15 protein-coding genes are annotated in these 16,060 nt (G+C 53.8%); 5 read left to right on the top strand and 10 right to left on the bottom strand.

Annotated features, from left to right (window positions below; all coding sequences use genetic code 11):
- The first annotated feature begins 52 nt into the window (after positions 1-52).
- The 4 genes from DFER_RS05060 to DFER_RS05045 all read left to right on the top strand — a co-directional run bounded on the left by DFER_RS05060 (position 53) and on the right by DFER_RS05045 (position 3,491).
- Complete coding sequence (locus tag DFER_RS05060) at positions 53-529, top strand: RidA family protein (protein WP_015810530.1); 477 nt, start codon at positions 53-55, stop codon at positions 527-529.
- A 157-nt stretch (positions 530-686) separates the two neighbouring features.
- Complete coding sequence (locus tag DFER_RS05055) at positions 687-1,799, top strand: D-TA family PLP-dependent enzyme (protein WP_015810529.1); 1,113 nt, start codon at positions 687-689, stop codon at positions 1,797-1,799.
- 125 nt (positions 1,800-1,924) lie between these two features.
- The gene (locus tag DFER_RS05050) at positions 1,925-2,995 is read left to right on the top strand and encodes a dipeptidase (RefSeq protein WP_015810528.1); all 1,071 of its coding nucleotides are present in this window, start codon (positions 1,925-1,927) and stop codon (positions 2,993-2,995) included.
- Between the two features lie 244 nt (positions 2,996-3,239).
- A complete protein-coding gene (locus tag DFER_RS05045; protein WP_015810527.1) occupies positions 3,240-3,491 on the top strand; it encodes a hypothetical protein in 252 nt (83 codons plus the stop codon).
- 127 nt (positions 3,492-3,618) lie between these two features.
- On the opposite strand, the gene DFER_RS05040 is transcribed toward DFER_RS05045, so the two are convergent.
- The 4 genes from DFER_RS05040 to DFER_RS05025 form a co-directional block, all read right to left on the bottom strand.
- A complete protein-coding gene (locus DFER_RS05040) occupies positions 3,619-4,182 on the bottom strand; it encodes a DinB family protein (protein ID WP_015810526.1) in 564 nt (187 codons plus the stop codon).
- Positions 4,183-4,255: 73 nt separating this feature from the next.
- On the bottom strand, positions 4,256-4,840 hold the full coding sequence (locus tag DFER_RS05035; RefSeq protein WP_015810525.1) for a Crp/Fnr family transcriptional regulator: 585 nt from the start codon (positions 4,838-4,840) through the stop codon (positions 4,256-4,258).
- Positions 4,841-4,867: 27 nt separating this feature from the next.
- Complete coding sequence (locus DFER_RS05030) at positions 4,868-7,105, bottom strand: bifunctional alpha,alpha-trehalose-phosphate synthase (UDP-forming)/trehalose-phosphatase (RefSeq protein ID WP_015810524.1); 2,238 nt, start codon at positions 7,103-7,105, stop codon at positions 4,868-4,870.
- Between the two features lie 432 nt (positions 7,106-7,537).
- The gene (locus DFER_RS05025; protein ID WP_015810523.1) at positions 7,538-8,359 is read right to left on the bottom strand and encodes an SDR family oxidoreductase; all 822 of its coding nucleotides are present in this window, start codon (positions 8,357-8,359) and stop codon (positions 7,538-7,540) included.
- Between the two features lie 89 nt (positions 8,360-8,448).
- Here DFER_RS05025 and DFER_RS05020 point away from each other — a divergent pair, with 89 nt between their 5' ends.
- The gene (locus DFER_RS05020; RefSeq protein ID WP_015810522.1) at positions 8,449-8,799 is read left to right on the top strand and encodes a winged helix-turn-helix transcriptional regulator; all 351 of its coding nucleotides are present in this window, start codon (positions 8,449-8,451) and stop codon (positions 8,797-8,799) included.
- A 5-nt stretch (positions 8,800-8,804) separates the two neighbouring features.
- On the opposite strand, the gene DFER_RS05015 is transcribed toward DFER_RS05020, so the two are convergent.
- The 6 genes from DFER_RS05015 to DFER_RS04990 form a co-directional block, all read right to left on the bottom strand.
- Positions 8,805-9,260, bottom strand: a complete 456-nt coding sequence (locus DFER_RS05015) for a GNAT family N-acetyltransferase (protein ID WP_015810521.1) — start codon at positions 9,258-9,260, stop codon at positions 8,805-8,807.
- Positions 9,257-10,552 (bottom strand): MFS transporter, encoded by a 1,296-nt coding sequence (locus DFER_RS05010; RefSeq protein WP_015810520.1) that lies wholly within the window; start codon positions 10,550-10,552, stop codon positions 9,257-9,259. Before DFER_RS05010 ends, DFER_RS05015 begins: the two co-directional genes overlap by 4 nt.
- Positions 10,553-10,554: 2 nt before the next feature.
- Positions 10,555-11,190 (bottom strand): bifunctional 4-hydroxy-2-oxoglutarate aldolase/2-dehydro-3-deoxy-phosphogluconate aldolase, encoded by a 636-nt coding sequence (locus DFER_RS05005; RefSeq protein ID WP_015810519.1) that lies wholly within the window; start codon positions 11,188-11,190, stop codon positions 10,555-10,557.
- Positions 11,187-12,194, bottom strand: a complete 1,008-nt coding sequence (locus tag DFER_RS05000; RefSeq protein WP_015810518.1) for a 2-dehydro-3-deoxygalactonokinase — start codon at positions 12,192-12,194, stop codon at positions 11,187-11,189. The genes DFER_RS05005 and DFER_RS05000 overlap by 4 nt, the downstream gene beginning before the upstream one ends.
- Before the next feature lie 98 nt (positions 12,195-12,292).
- Positions 12,293-14,491 carry an outer membrane protein assembly factor BamB family protein gene (locus tag DFER_RS04995; protein WP_015810517.1) on the bottom strand — a complete coding sequence of 733 codons (2,199 nt, stop codon included), beginning with the start codon at positions 14,489-14,491 and terminating at the stop codon, positions 12,293-12,295.
- A 51-nt stretch (positions 14,492-14,542) separates the two neighbouring features.
- Positions 14,543-16,027 carry a RagB/SusD family nutrient uptake outer membrane protein gene (locus DFER_RS04990; protein ID WP_015810516.1) on the bottom strand — a complete coding sequence of 495 codons (1,485 nt, stop codon included), beginning with the start codon at positions 16,025-16,027 and terminating at the stop codon, positions 14,543-14,545.
- Between the last annotated feature and the right edge of the window lie 33 nt (positions 16,028-16,060).

Genomic DNA, 16,060 nt, shown 5'->3' with positions numbered 1-16,060 from the left:
ATAGTGCTTCATTCGGTCATTCAATCATTCGGTCATTCAATCATTCCCAAAAATGAACAACACCCCTGAATCCAACTTCGCAGCCCTCGGGCTGAACCTTCCGCCTGCACCGAAACCGGTGGGCGTTTATAAACCATTATTGATCGTAGACAAGCGCTGGGTTTATGTCTCCGGCCATGGTACAGTCCAGGACGACGGCACGCTTATCATCGGCCGCATCGGGAAAGATATGGATGCCGAAAAAGGCAAACTAGCCGCTCGTCAGGTCGGCCTCGCCATTTTATCTACACTGAAAGCGAATCTCGGCAGCCTGAACCGCGTAAAAAGAGTAATCAAAGTGCTCGGCATGGTCAACTGTACCGACGATTTTGAAAAACACCCTTTCATCATCAACGGATGCAGCGAGCTCTTCGCGAAAGTATGGGGCGAAGAAAACGGCATCGGCGTAAGAAGCGCCGTAGGAATGGGCACCCTGCCGGATAACATCCCGGTGGAGATTGAGGCGATGTTTGAATTGGAGGAGAAGTAGTTAGTTAGTGAATGAGTGAATGAGTGAATGAGCGAATGAGTGAATATTTGCAGCATTCCTTCATTCAGTCATTCAATCATTCAGTCATTCAAAATTCAGAAATTCACTCATTCACACATTCACTCATTCACTCATTCACTCATTCAAATCAAGGCCCATGTCCTGGTACCAGCTCAGCAATCCGGAGGAGGTGATCTCTCCCTCGCTCCTTTTTTATAAAAGCCGCATCGAAAGCAACATCCGCAGCATGGTGAGCCTTGCCGGGTCGAAAGACCGGCTGGTGCCGCATGTCAAGACCCATAAATGCCCTGATGTGGTGGCGATGCATTTGTCTGCCGGCATTACGAAGTTTAAATGCGCGACGATCGCCGAGGCGGAAATGGTGGCGACAGCCGGAGCGCCCTGGGTGCTGATCGCATACCAGCTCGTCGGCCCGAATATCAACCGCCTTTTCGCACTGCGTGAGCAGTTCCCGGACACGACGTTCGCGTCGCTCATCGATAGCGAGGAAACGGCCAGCGTGCTGAGCGAAGCCTCCCTGGCGCGCGGCCAGCGCTCTACGGTATTTCTCGACGTAAATAATGGCATGAACCGCACCGGGCATGCTACGGACGAGTCGCTGCTATCGCTTTACCGGTTTGTAAACGGGCTGGAAGGCCTGGCATTCGGCGGCGTGCACATCTACGACGGTCATATCCGCAATCCCGAATTTTCCGATCGCAAGGCGGCGGCCGACGAGGCGTACGAGCGCGTGCTCCCGCTCCTCGACCGCATCGAAACCGAATGCGGGTACGAGCCGATGATCATCGTGGGCGGATCGCCTTCGTTCACAGTCCATGCCCTGCGGCCCGGCGTTTATCTCAGCCCGGGCACGAATGTACTCTGGGACTGGGGTTACGGTGATCGCTTCGATGGCCAGCCGTTCGAGCACGCCGCTTTGATCCTCACCCGGGTCATTTCCAAACCAGCGGCCGGCGTGATTACTATCGACCTCGGCCACAAGGCAATTTCCGCCGAAAACCCGATCGAAAACCGCCTGCGGCTGCTTAACCTCAGCAACTACACGCTGCTCAGCCAAAGCGAAGAGCACGGTGTATTGGAAGTGACCAGCGAAGCATGGGAATCGATCCGCATCGGCGATGTCTTTTACGCACTACCCTACCACATTTGCCCCACCGTAGCCCTACACGATTTCGCAACCGTCATCGAAAACGGCAACGTGACCGGCGAATGGAAAATCACCGCGCGAAGCAGGCGCATAACTGTTTAATTTTGAATGACCGAATGATTGAATGATTGAATGAATAGTTTCTATTTAAATTTTATTCAGTCATTCAATCATTCCCCATTCCACAGCGGCTCATTCAATCATTCAATCATTCAATCATTCAACCCATGTTCCTCTTCGACGCTCACCTTGACCTTTCCATGAATGCCGTGGAATGGAACCGGGACCTGACACAAGATTTGTATTCGATCCGCGAACGGGAGAAGCACCTCACCGACAAGCCCGACCGCGGCAAAGGGGTTGTGAGCTTTCCTGAAATGCGGAAAGGTAATATCGGCCTTTGCGTCGCCACGCAGATCGGCCGTTACATTAAGCCCGACAGCAAAATCCCCGGCTGGCACTCGCAGGCGCAGGCGTGGGCGATCACGCAGGCGCAGGTGGCCTGGTACAAAGCCATGGAAGAAGCCGGCGAAATGGTGCAGATCACCGGATTGGCCGGCCTTCGTGAACACCTCCATTTGTGGCAAAATGCCGAAAGCACCGAAGGATTGCCCATTGGCTACATTCTAAGCCTGGAAGGCGCCGACTCGTTTGTGAGCCTCAGAAACCTGGAAACCGCGTACGGCTACGGCTTGCGGGCGATCGGACCGGCGCATTACGGACCGGGCGTGTACGCATACGGGACTGATTCGGACGCGCCGCTCACCGGCACAGGCAAAGATCTGCTCCGCGAAATGGACCAGCTCGACATGATCCTGGATGCTACCCACTTGTGCGACACAGCATTTTGGGAAGCCATGGACCTGTACCGCGGGCCGGTTTGGGCGAGCCATAACCTCGTTCGCGCCGTGACGCCGCATAACCGCCAGTTTTCCGACGATATGGTGAAAGTCCTGCTCGACCGGGGCGCCGTGATCGGGATGGCGTTCGATGCCTGGATGATGATACCCGGCTGGGTCCGCGGAAAATCGACGCCGGAGAATACGGGGCTGAAAATCGAGCACATTGTGCAGCACATCGATCACATTTGCCAGATCGCCGGCAATGCGCAGCACGTCGGCATTGGTTCCGACCTCGATGGCGCATATGGTAAGGAACAGTCGCCCGGCGATCTCGACTCGATTGCCGATTTGCAGACCATCCCTGCCCTACTCGCCCAGCGCGGCTATTCCGAAAGCGATATCGAGCGCATCATGTGGCGCAACTGGGTCGATTTTCTGGAAAAGAACTGGGCCTGACGCCATTATTGTGCGGCATTTTGCAGGATTTGTAAAATCTAATAAATTCTTAATATAGCACTAATCGGAGTTCCCAAAAAAGCTTCGCAACTTTAAACATGGTTGCGAAGCTTTTTTGTTTTTTGACAAAAAATATCCGGTGCACTTATTTGGAATCATTTTAAATAAGTGGTAGCTTTGAATTATTAAATCAACGATCTGAATCAATCGGTAACAACCGAGCATTAATTTCACGTAACGAACAATGGGGAATACATATAAAATCTTTTTCCGAACGAATATCAAGGCAACCAAGTCCCTGCAAAAGCTGCACGACTGCCTCAAACAATTGAATGTAAAGCACTGGGCCTACGATTTTCAGGAGTTTTTACTCACCCTGACGTCCGAGCTATCCGATTTCACCCGCATCCAGCTGGCATTGCGTTCAGCGGGTTATGTTTGTCACTTTGTCAAACTCGAAAATATGAATGAGACAAACCGCGTGTCACTGTCCTAAACACTTGCTGATCGTTTAACGGCTATCCCTTTGCACAAGCAGTCCCGGTTTTCCGGCGACTGCTTTTTTTGTACGCAAAATGGCCGGAGCAATTCCGCACCGGCCATTTTCATGGATGTATTTCTGGCTAATAAATGCTCTGGGGAACCAGGTTTCGCTTTGCCTGCTGCATATGCCGCTCGTTGTGGGCGACGATGAACTGGAACACGTCGCCGATTTTCATGCGGATGATCGGCAGGATCGATATCGGGATGCGGATTGCGTCCAGATCTTTACGGGTGCCCTCTCGCAACAGCAGCAGCAGTTCCTCCTGCTGGCGGACAAATTCGGCCACCACCTCCGCGCTATCGAGCGTCGAATGCGGGATATGCCCTTTGAATGCCTTGAATTTGCGTTTCCCCGTTTCGGGGTCCATCATTTTCGTGAAGTAGGCGCCGATGCGCGTGCTGGTGAAATCCGGCTTGCCGGAATGAGCGGCGGCTCTCATCATGTCGCGCATTTTGGGCAAATAATAATGTCCGTAGCTATTGAGATGGTCGAGGCATTGGGCAATGCTCCAACCGCCTGTGGCCGAGGGCCGGTTAAGGAATTCGTCGCTTTGATTTTGAAACAATGCGACGGCGTCGGCGATATGTCGCTCGACCTGGTCGTCGAGCCTTTGGAGCAATTCGTTCTTGTTTACCTTTTTCATGGGTGTCCGATTGTTTTGACCATGCAAAAGTGCTCAACCGGGCGCTGGAAATGTTTGGTAAAAACCAACATTTTCAAATCCGCACCTTATTCAACAGCTTGCTGAAATTGGTCGCGTCGATGCCCAGGTAATTCGCTAGGTATTTGTGCGGGACAAGTTGGAGGATGTGCGGACTGCGTTTGAGCAGGTTTTTGAACTTTTCTTCCGATGAAAAGCATTGAACTTCCACCAACCGTTCGAGAATGCCCGACAATGTCTGCGTCATGCCGGCACGCAGCATTCGCTCGATAGCCGGCCGCTGCATGGCCACATCGCGGAAATCGCTGTAAGGTGTCCGGATGAAACGCGAGGGCGTGAGCGTTTCGTAATAGTAGCGCGACGGCACTTCCATCAGCACCGAATCGATAATGCCTCCGAATGATGGCCGGTAGGTAAATGCTATGGTCGCTTCGCGGTCCTGGTCGTCGAGGTAGTAAATGCGCTGCACGCCGTCGGTTACGAAGTACAGGTATCGCTCCGTTTCTCCGGCCGCCGTGATGATTTCCTTGCGCCGCGCTTCAAACGGTTTCCAAATGGCCGACAAGGCCTTCCAATCAGCTTCGTCGAGCGGATAAATGGCACGTACGACAGATTCAAGCAATTTTAGCGATTCTTCCATAGAACCGCTAAAATACGAAAGCCCCTCCTACTCGCCTACCGACGATACCATAAAATGAAGGAAATGAAACACTTCGTCCTGGCTGCGGATGTGGTTCCGCGCAGCCGACAGGTCGTCGCCGATTTTGACGGTAAACGACGTTTCGGGCAGCGCTTCGAACATGTCCTCGTCGGTGGTATCGTCACCGATAGCCAGTACGAAATCATAGTCGCCGGACTCAACAAATGTGCGGGTAGCCGTTCCTTTGTTGAATGCGGTCTTTTTAACTTCCACCACCTTATTACCGTCGATTACCTGCAAATTGAGTTCGGGCTGAATGTAATTTTTGAGTTGCCAGAGCAGCTCCTGCGCGCGCCGGCTGGCATATTCCTTGTCGTCGGCGGTGCGGTAATGCCACGCCAGCGAAGTCTCTTTTTCTTCCACAAATGCGCCGGGGCAGCGTTTTGCGTAGATCTGCATCATCGGACGAATGCCGTCCTTCCAGTTTTCTTCGTAACCCTCATTCAGCTGCCATTCGTCCGAATCCTTGGCTTTCACCAACGCGCCGTGTTCGGCGATCATGTGAACCGGCAGATCACTGAACAACTTGCCGAGAAAGTTGCGGTCGCGGCCGCTTACGATCACCACGGTATCGCGTTTCGCAATGTCGTTGAGCAGTTTCTTCATGTCCTCGCTCATGATGGCCTGAGCCGGGTCGGGCACGATCGGTGCGAGCGTGCCGTCGTAGTCGAAAAAGAGGATTCTGTTGTTGGACGATTGGTAAGCGTGCCGTATCGCGTCGATTCCCTTGTTGTTCAGGAAAACCTGGCGCAGGCGGTCGTGTTCTAGTTCAAGCATTGTCATTTGGGTAAAAAAGTCACTGGTCCATGCAAATACGTCGTAATCTCTGATCCGCTCGCGCATGGCCTCCATTCTTTTGTTTTGTTCGTCGTCGGGCATTTCAAAGGCCGTCTTGATCGCGTCGGCGATATCCTGCCTGTCAAGTGGATTAATGATCAGCGCTTCGCCCAACTCGGCGGCAGCCCCGGCCATTTCACTGAGTATCAGCACGCCGCGACCATCCTGCCTGCTGGCTACATACTCCTTGCACACGAGGTTCATACCGTCGCGCACGGGCGTAATGAGCGCCACATCGCTTGCAGTGTACATGCCTACGAGTTCATGATACGGCATCGATCGATATTGGTATACAATCGGCTGCCAGGAAATAGTCCCGTAATCGGCGCTGATTTTGCCGACCGTCTGGTCTATATCCGACTTCATTTGCTGGTATTGTTCAATGGTGTCGCGCGAGGGAACCACCACCATCACAAACGACACTTTTTCATGCCATTCGGGATTTTGTTCGAGGAAGCGCTGGTAGCCCTGCAAGCGGTGGATGATGCCTTTGGAATAATCGAGGCGGTCGACGGAAAAAATGATCTTCTCTTTGAGCGACTGCCGGGCGTCGGAACGCGCCGCGGTTACATCGGGATCGTCGTAGGCGTCGTTGAATTTATCGAAGTCGATGCTGATCGGAAAAGAATCCACTTTCACGATCCGGTTGCCGAGGTTGATGTAATGCAATTTATTCCCCAATTCGGAGACAAGTCTCGCCGCTTTCAGGAAATACTCCACATAATCGTTGGTATGAAAACCCACCACATCGGCGCCGAGAATGCCGTCGACAATCGCCTTCCGCCACGTCACGGGCAGCAGCCTGAAAATCTCGAACGAAGGAAAAGGAATGTGAAAAAAGAAGCCGATTTTATTCTCGGGAAAAGCGCTCCGGATCATCTGCGGCAGGAGCATGAGCTGGTAGTCCTGCACCCAAACCACATCTCCGGGGCGGATCACTTCCTTCACCTTTTCGAAGAAGAGCTGGTGCGCTTCCTGATAGGCGGCGAAGTACACATCGTGAAACTGCGCGAGCGACGGGAAGTAATGGCACAGCGGCCATATCAGGTTGTTACAGAAGCCTTCATAATAATTTTCGTTGAGGTCGGCGGGGATGAAAACCGGGTGAGCGTGGAAATTTTCATTTTCCATGGACTGCCCTTCTAGCTCTTCGGGCGTGTTCTCGGAAAAACCGATCCACTGGATTTTCTGATGGGCGTCGAAGGCCTGACTTTCCTGATCTTTCACCAGCGAAAGCACCGCCGATACCAGACCGCCGGAATTTTGAAATAGGCGGGAAACATCACCGTCCCGGACAACCTTGAAAGGTAACCGGTAAGCGACTATGATGAGTCTCCCTGTACTGACTGACTGAGATAAACTTTCCATAATATGCCCAAAAGGCCTCAAAAGCCATGCCAGAAGCGGCTCTCACCTCAAATTCCGGGTTGTGAACGCTAGGGAATGCACGTATTCACGGAACATCCGGGGGCTTCGGTTGCGGTTCGAATGGGCAGTTTGGGAAGATTAGTTTTTGCCGTAAACACCGAATGTGTTATTTTCGCGACTGCAACCTCTTTTATCACATTACAGGAATCGGAGGCCGTCACGCGGATCTCCGGGCTTTGGAGCGAAAGCAAACAAGTCCAGGGCAAGCAAGTAATTTGCTGTTTTCCATGAGTTGGTGTGATAACTGACCACAAATACGGGTTTCCATTAACCCAAGATTAGTCAAGGACTACAATTATGTAATCGCAGATTAATGCTGTGCCACTCATTGTTGTGGGTTGCAGGCGGCCGACTAAGGCCGCCATTTTTTTTTCAGAAAAACCTGCTCACCGCTTCCATATAATCTTCAATCGGCATGGTGCTGCGCATTTGCATGAGCTGGTTTCCCGTAGCACCGATCACATTGCGGAATGCATTCGTTTTACGCGTTGCGAGGCTGAATATCACGTTCACGATTTCCATCGGATCGTCCAGCACGCTGTCGTCGGAGCCGGCCATGATCGATTTCAGTTTGTCAGTCAGTTCATCGTAAGCCGTGATTTCCCGGTTCGAGTTCCACACAATGCTCTCCCTGAAACTGTTGCCCTTCGATCCACCCTGCTCTATCAGGTGAAGATCGATGTTCATCGGTTTCAATTCATAGTATAGGCCTTCGATCAATCCTTCCAGTGCAAACTTGGACATATTATAAAGCGACCCCAATGGAACGGCTGTGGTAATGCCCATAAACGAGCTGATATTGATAAACATCCCGCCATTATTAGCCCTGAAATGCGGGAGAAATGCACGGATCACATTGATAGGCCCGCGGGCATTCACAGCGAACTGCCAGTCGATATCTTCCTCTTTCGCGAGTTCGAGCGCGCCGTAGGTCCCCATTCCGGCATTATTAACCACCACATCGATCGTCCCAAAGGCATCTATCGCCTGTTGCACGGCTGTTTTCACCTGAGCCACATCCGTTACATCGAGTTTAAAAATGCGGATGTTGGGATAGGCCGTCAATTCGGTTTCCTTCTCGGGGGTGCGCATGGTTGCGGCGACGTTCCATCCGTTTTCGGCAAAATGCCGGGCAGTAAGTTTGCCGAGTCCGCTGCTGGTGCCGGTTATGAAAATTGTCTTTTGGTTTGTCATCTCAGTTAAATTTTATGTTTGATGACACAAAACTATCGCTCATTGGTATAACTTTGTAATCAGTATCACAGAGTATACCAACTACCCCAATGCAAAAGACAGCGGAAATCAGAAACCAGGCCGAAGAAGTAAAGGCTCTTCAAGACACCATTTACGTGATCGGCGGCAAATGGAAGTTGCCCATTATCAATTCGATATGCAATGGAAACAAGCGTTTCCGGGAAATCGAACGAAGCATCCCGGGCATCACCACCCGCATGCTTTCAAGGGAATTGAAGGAAATGGAAATGAACAAGCTCATCAAACGCACCGTCTACCCCGACTCCCCGGTGCTGGTCGAATACGAATCCACACCCTACTGCAAAACATTCGGAAACATCATCCTCGCTATGATCGAATGGGGCAAGGAGCATAAGAAGCATATTACGCAGGCGGACTAGGCTGCCTAGCCATTCAAAGATTTTTCAAAGCATACGCTGTTTTCAACCCCCACATATTGCCCGTAATTGGGTGTGCGCAGGTAGCCTCGCCTTTCGTACAAGGCGATGGCCTCGGGTTGGCGCTTGCCGGTTTCCAGCACGCATTTGGTGTAGCCCATTTCGGCGGCCCACGTTTCCAGCTCGGCTAAGACGCGGCTTGCGATGCCTTTTTGGCGTCCTGCGGGTGAAACATACATGCGTTTTACCTCCATCGCCTCGTCGTCGAATGGCTTCACCGCGCCGCAGCCGACGGGCTGGCCGTTTTCATAGCATACCACGACGTGGCGGATCTTGTCGATTTTGTTGAATTGGGAATAAAAACCGTGGTCGGCGCCGTCGCGCTCCGCCAGTTCGGCGTCGAGCAGTTTTACCAAAGTGATGAAATCCGGGTCTTCCGAGTCGGTTCTTCTTAAAGTTGTCATTGCAATTCTTCTAATTCTACCACCTTGGGCGTTCGGGTGAGCCAATGGATAATCAGCCACGCCACAAGATAAGTAAAACCGCAGATTGTAAAAATGATGTTGTAGCCCGCCTGGATATTTCCGGCCGCTTTGTAGCTGTCGAGCAGGCTGCCGATCAGGATCGGGAACAGAATGCCGCCTACCGCCCCGGCCATGCCGCCAATGCCTACCACTGAGCTAACGGCCTGTTTTGGGAAAAGATCGGACGGCAGTGTGAACACGTTCGTGGCCCACGCCTGATGCAATGCCACGGCCAGACTGATGAGCCCTACCGCCATCCACACACCGCTGGAAAACTGGATCAGTATCACGGATAATTCGCAAACCGCCAAACCAAGCAATACCGCCTTCCGCGCTTTGAGCGTCGGCCAGCCTCTTTTGATCAGCCACGACGACAAGTACCCGCCGGCGATGCTGCCTACGGTGGTGGCGGTGTAGATCAGCATCAATTCGAAGCTCGGCTTTTTGAGGTCGAGGTTGAATGTGGAAGCGAAATAGGACGGCAGCCAGAACAGGAAAAACCAGTAAATCGGATCGATGAGGCCTTTGCCGGTGATGTAAGCCCAGGTTTGGGGAAATGTGAACAGCTTGATCCACCGCACCGGCTGCTTTTCCGCCTCATGCTCGTCCTGCTCCTGCCCGCTGAGAATGTATTGCAGCTCCTCGCTGCTCAGACGTTTCTGTTTGACAGGAATATCGTAAAATATCAGCCAGAAAATCAGCCATACGAACCCCAGCGCGCCGGTGATCCAGAACACTTCCTGCCAGCCATAATGGCTCAGTATCCAGGGTACGAGGATCAGCGCAACTACTACGCCAATGCTCGTGCCGGCGTTGAAAAGGCCCGTCGCCAGCGCTCTTTCCTTTTTGGGAAACCATTCGGCCACCGTTTTGACCGCCGCAGGATAATTACCGGCCTCCCCCAGCCCCAACCCTACCCGCGCCACACCGAAGCCGAATGCACTCCGTGCCACAGCGTGCAGCATGCCAGCCACGCTCCAAAACACGATCGTGAACGAGTAGCCCGCCTTGGTCCCGATCTTGTCGATCAGCCAGCCGAATACGAGCAATCCTACCGCATAGGCGGCCGTGAATGCCATCACAATGCGAGCAAAATCGGTTTCGGTCCACACGAATTCTTTTTCGAGAATGGGTTTCAGCAGGCCGATAATCTGCCTGTCGAGGTAATTAATGGTCGTGGCGAGAAAGAGCAGGACCACAATGATCCAGCGGTAATTCCTGATTTTACCCATTGTCAAGCGAGTTTTTGTGCAAATTGAAGGAAATGTGCTTGGAGGCCGTCCCAGTCTTTGGCATCGATCAGTTTCTTATCGAACAGCTGTCCGCCGATACCCAGCCCATTGGCGCCGGCGGCGAGGAAGGCCGTCATATTTTCGAGGCTTACGCCCCCGGTAGGCAGCAATTTCAGCTGGTTCATCGGCGCTTTGAGGTCTTTGATGTAGCCTGGCCCGAGCGCCGTGGCCGGATAAATTTTTACCATGGAAGCGCCCAGCGTCCATGCATTGAAGATTTCAGTGGGTGTATAGGCGCCGGGAAACACCGGAATGCCTTTTTTGACACAGCTTTTTACCACTTTTTTGCTCAGCACAGGGGTTACGATAAATTGTGCGCCGGCGTCGAGCGCCTGGTCGAGGTCGTCTTTGGTGCAAACCGTTCCTGCGCCGATATTTAACCCTTCATATTCATTTTCAATCGCATAGCGGATCAGGTCCGTCGCGCCGGGGGTGTTCATCGTGATTTCGACGGTCGTTAGTCCGGCTTCCCGGTAAATAGGCAGGATGCGCTTCACATCGTCCGGCGACACATTGCGGATAATGCCTACCAGCGGCGCCTTATTGAACAACTCCCAGGAAAATGTACGGTCACTCATAAATCTGTTTTATTCAATGTTAAATGTTGGTTCTCAAAAATCCGGATGTGGCCGGTGGTTGCTGCGCGGTCGACGATTTCCGACGGGATGATGGTTGCCCTTCCGGCCATGCCCAGCGTCTCGATCGCCGCTTTGTAAAGGTGGTACAAATTGTTGCCGCCGCAAAGCACCAGGTGTGCATTCGTTTCTTTCAAAAGGCTGCGGAGCTCATAGCCGATCAGCAGGCCGCTCAGGTACATTCCGTTTTGCCTTTTGTTTAATAAATCAAAAAGCTGGTTGGTTCTTACTGTAAATAATGCATTTAAAATATTCCCCGATCCCGATTCGCGTATGCCTTCACGGAAAGCGTCGGCCGCCTCGGCGTTGAAATCCGGCTGGCGGTAGTGGTCTATCGAATCTTTCAGAATGCTTTGGTTGGCCATCAGGTTGAACACCTCACCGGTCATAAAGGTCTTGAAATCAATCAGAACACCGTCGCGCACGTACATATGCTTGGAGTGCGTGCCGGGAAAAACGAATACGGCATCGCGCGCCGAAAAGTCCATTGCCGCCGCGAGGCCGATCAGTTGCGTTTCTTCGCCGCGCATGACGTCGTGGTCGCCGCGCACGCCCGAAATCAGCGTGATAGCGTGCGGAAATGCCGGCCATTCCTCATCCTGGTGCACCACCAAATGGCTGCCTTCCAATGCAAACGGCAGCCGTGCATACGGCAGTTCTTCCATGCCGATGGACGACGACGCCATGCCCGAAAGTACAATCGGGACGCCCGTCGGGTCGATGCCCGTTTGCGCTTGCAGTGCAGTGATCTGCGTTGAAATAACCGTTCGGTAATAGGCATTGCGGGAAACAGGCTCCGTTTCGCAGGCCTCTTTCCAGGCATTGTACACGGCCCCGATTCCGCTCGGCGTGGTCACCTCGCCTACCACTTCATGATCCGTCACATTAACCAGCCTCAACCGGAACGACGATGTTCCCCAGTCACAGCTCAGCAGGTGTTTTTTCATTTGATCTCGTTTTGTTAGGTATCAGCTTTGGGGTACACCCGGCTAAAATCTCCATGCCCGCAGCCTCCGCGCCCAAACTGCACTGCGGCACTGACCGCCTACGGAAGTGCAAATGCAATGTAGCTTCCTCCGGGTTTCAGTCCGTACCGCGTACCGCCGGCCGCGATTGCAATATATTGCTTTCCATTCACCATGTACGTGACGGGCGTCGCGAAACCGCCCGCGGGCAATTTGTATTCCCAAACCACCTTGCCCGTTTCGGTATCGAAGGCCCTGAGCTTTTCGTCGTAGGTGGCTGCGATAAAGAGCAGCCCGCCGGCCGTTACAAGCGGACCGCCGTGGTTTTCGGTGCCGGTAGGCGGAACGCCCTGCCGCGTGAGCTCGGGATATTCCCCAAGCGTAACTTTCCAACGGTACTCGCCCGTGTTCATGTCGATGGCATTCAATGTGCCCCAGGGTGGCTTAATAGCCGGATAATTGTCCTGATCCCGGAATTGTACATTGCCATTGTTGATGTAAGGCGGCTGGTGCGGGAATACAGCATTGGTTTTGGCCATGCCCGTCTGTGTTTGTGCATGAATGTCGTTCGCTGCCGGTTTGTTTTCCACTTTCAGCAGAAAATCGACAATCGCGGCACGGTCTTCTTTCGATATATGCTGAAAAGAAGGCATCCTCCCCCGCCCCGTTTCCAGCAATGCGGCAATCTGTTCCCGGTTCATCCGCTGACCGATGTCTTTCAGCACCGGGTAAGCCTGTGTAGCCGCCGAGGCCGTTCCTGCTTCGGTAGCATGGCAGGCCGCGCAGTTGGTATTGAACAAAACCTGCCCGCGCGACAGCGCCTGCCCCTGCTTGCCATCGCTCTTCCTTGAATCGCGCATTTTCAGCCACCAGAGCATATTATTACCATTTACATACACCACACCCTGCGGATCGGCCGCCGTACCACCCCATTCCGCGCCTCCACCGATGCCGTAGAGCAATCCGCCCAGCGTGTCGGGGGGCTGGTTTTTGGGACCTTTGTTGCTGTTACGGAACCGGTCGAGCACATAGGCGTGCGCCTCGGGCGTGCGGGTGGTGATGTCGGCTTCGGTTAATGTCTGGTTGGCAAATGGCGCCGGTTTTACCGGTACCGGCTGGGTGGGCCAGGGCTGATCGCCGGGCAGGGCTTTGGCATTGGGAACGGGCACTTCTTTCACCGGAAACAGAGGCTTGCCCGTGTCGCGGTCGAATATGAAAATGTAGCCGTCCTTCGTCGCCTGCGCTACCGCGTCGACCATCCTGCCGTTCCTCCGGACGCGGATCAGGTTCGGCGGACAAGGAATGTCCCTGTCCCAAAGGTCGTGGTGGACCGTCTGGTAATGCCATACACGCCTGCCGGACCGGGCATCGAGGGCAATCACGCAATTCGCGAACAGGTTAATGCCCTTTCTGGGCCCGCCATAGAAGTCGACAGACGGCGAGCCTGTTCCTAGGAACACCATTCCACGCTTCTCGTCGATCACCATTCCCGCCCAGCAATTGGCACCGCCCAGTTTTTTGTAAGAATCCTTCGACCAGGTATCATAGCCATACTCGCCGGGCAGTGGGATGGTCCTGAACACCCACGCCACCTTGCCCGTACGGACGTCGAATGCGCGGATATGCCCGGGCAGCGCATCGCCGCCCTCGGACACCGACGAGCCGGTGATGAGCAGGTTTTTGTAGATCACGCCGGGCGTGGTGTTACGGATATTGAACTGGTAAGGATCGTAGCCGTAAGTCTCTTTGTCACCCAGCCCGTCGTGAAAATCTACTTCGCCGTTTTTACCAAATGTTTCAACCAGCTTACCCGTTTCGGCATTCAATGCGAACAATGACGGCCCTGCCGTGAACAGGATTCGTTTATCCTTCCCTTCGGCCCAGTACACCACGCCGCGCATCGGATGGAAACGGGGCCGCTTGCCTTCGAACGGATCAAACTTCCAGAGCTCCCTGCCCGTGGCTGCCTCGATGGCGAAAACTTTCAGCCGGGGCGTTGTGCCGTACATAATGCCGTCGATCACGATCGGCTGGCATTGGATGTCCATGCCGCGTTCGCCGGGCTTGTTGTTTTCGCCGGTGTCGTAGGTCCAGGCCGGTTGGAGCTTTTTGACATTCTCCTTATTCACCTGGGTGAGCGAAGAATACCGGTTTCCGGCATTGTTACCGCCGTATACGGGCCAGTCCGCATCGCGGAGACCTTCCTGGAACGCGCATACCGGCGTGCTCAGCGCAGCGGACAAAAGCAGGGAAACAGCAAAAGAAAAACGGGTCGTCATAGGGTTCGCATGGTCGTCGTCGGGAATTGGTATTCCAATAATTCCCGATCGTTACTGATTCAGATTCGGGTTAATGGACGTGTCGGTGTATGGCAGCGGGAACCAGTAATTGGCTTTAACGATCGGTTTGATCGGCTGCAAATCGTCGGCGCTTTTCTTCGCATTGGCTTCCTCAACCCTCTCCAACCGCACGAGATCGAACCAGCGGGTACGTTCGCAGGCAAATTCCCACGCGCGCTCCTGCACCACTTCATCGGCAAACTGCGCAGCCGTGAGGCCATCTGCCGGAGCGAGTGCCTTGGTACCTGCCGCCCAACCGCGCAGGCGCACTTTGTTGAGCGCATCGTAGGCTGCCTGGTCGGGGCCGCCGGTGCCGCGTGCTTTGGCCTCCGCGTAAATCGTGAGCACGTGCGGATAACGCATCATTACCGACGGCAGCGAAATGCTCGACGTCACGATATTGCCCTTGATATACCATTTCTGATAATACGGATGCTTGGTAAGGCTGTTCTGCCAGGGGATTTTGGTCGCGCCGAGGCCGAATTCCGTGCGGAAGGTAGCGTCTTTGCGCGGTCCTGCGGGGAAATCGCGGAAGAAGTTCAGCTCGGCGAACATATCGTCCCAGCCGCCTTCCTCACCGGGCATGGTGGTGTTGCCGTAAGTCGCATTGGCCGTGCCTGAGCCGCCCAGGTAGCCGCTGATCTGGAACACCGCCTCGCGGGTGCCCGGCGACGCCGGATCGTTGTCGAAAACGGCCGCGAACGTGGGCAGCAGCTCGAAACCATAAGCCGACGCATTGTCGATCACCTCTTTCGCTTTCGCGGCGGCGAGGTCGTATTTGTCGGTTTGTTTCAAAGGCCAGCCTGCCATCGTCAGGTACACATCGGCCAGGAAAGCCTTCGCGGCACCTTTGTTGGGCCGTCCCGGATCACGCTTCGCGTTGGGAAGGTTGGTTTCGGCAATTTTGAGGTCGGCCACAATGAGGTCGTACACTTCCTGCGGCGTCGATTTTTTGACCGTCAACAACTCATCCGAATACTCTCCTGCGAGAACGAGTGGGATGTTCCCCCAGAACCGCGTGAGCCAGTAGTAGGAAAATGCGCGGATGAAATGCGCTTCGCCCATGATAATGTCGATCGTAGCTTTGGTACCCTGCGTTTTTTCCCAGTTGTTGATCACATTGTTCGCTCCCTGAATGGCTTTATAGCAACCATTGTAAACGGCATTGGAACGCTGGTTGGTCGTCGACACATTGAACTGATCGAACTCGCGCCAGTCGGCCTTGTTGCTCGCCGGGTGCGTGGTAACGTCGTCGGCGCCCAGCACGGCTGCATTGGCCGACGGGTGCAGAAATCCATAGGACCACTGGTTGCCCAGCCCCTTATACGCTCCCGTCAATGCCGATTCAAGACCGTCCTGCGTGGAAAGCACATTCGGCCCGTACAAAAGCCCTCTCGTATCCTCGTCAAGGTAATCGCTGCAACCAGCGCCGGTGAAGAGCAGGCTGGTTAGAAGAAGTATGGTTGTTTTTTTCATTGTAGAAGTTGTTTGCTGTGAGGCTATTGGCTG

This window comes from Dyadobacter fermentans DSM 18053, from assembly GCF_000023125.1.
In the GTDB taxonomy this organism is placed as follows: Bacteria; Bacteroidota; Bacteroidia; order Cytophagales; family Spirosomataceae; genus Dyadobacter; species Dyadobacter fermentans.
Note: the sequence above shows the minus strand (reverse complement) of the source record. Positions and strands in the feature narration are given on the sequence as shown.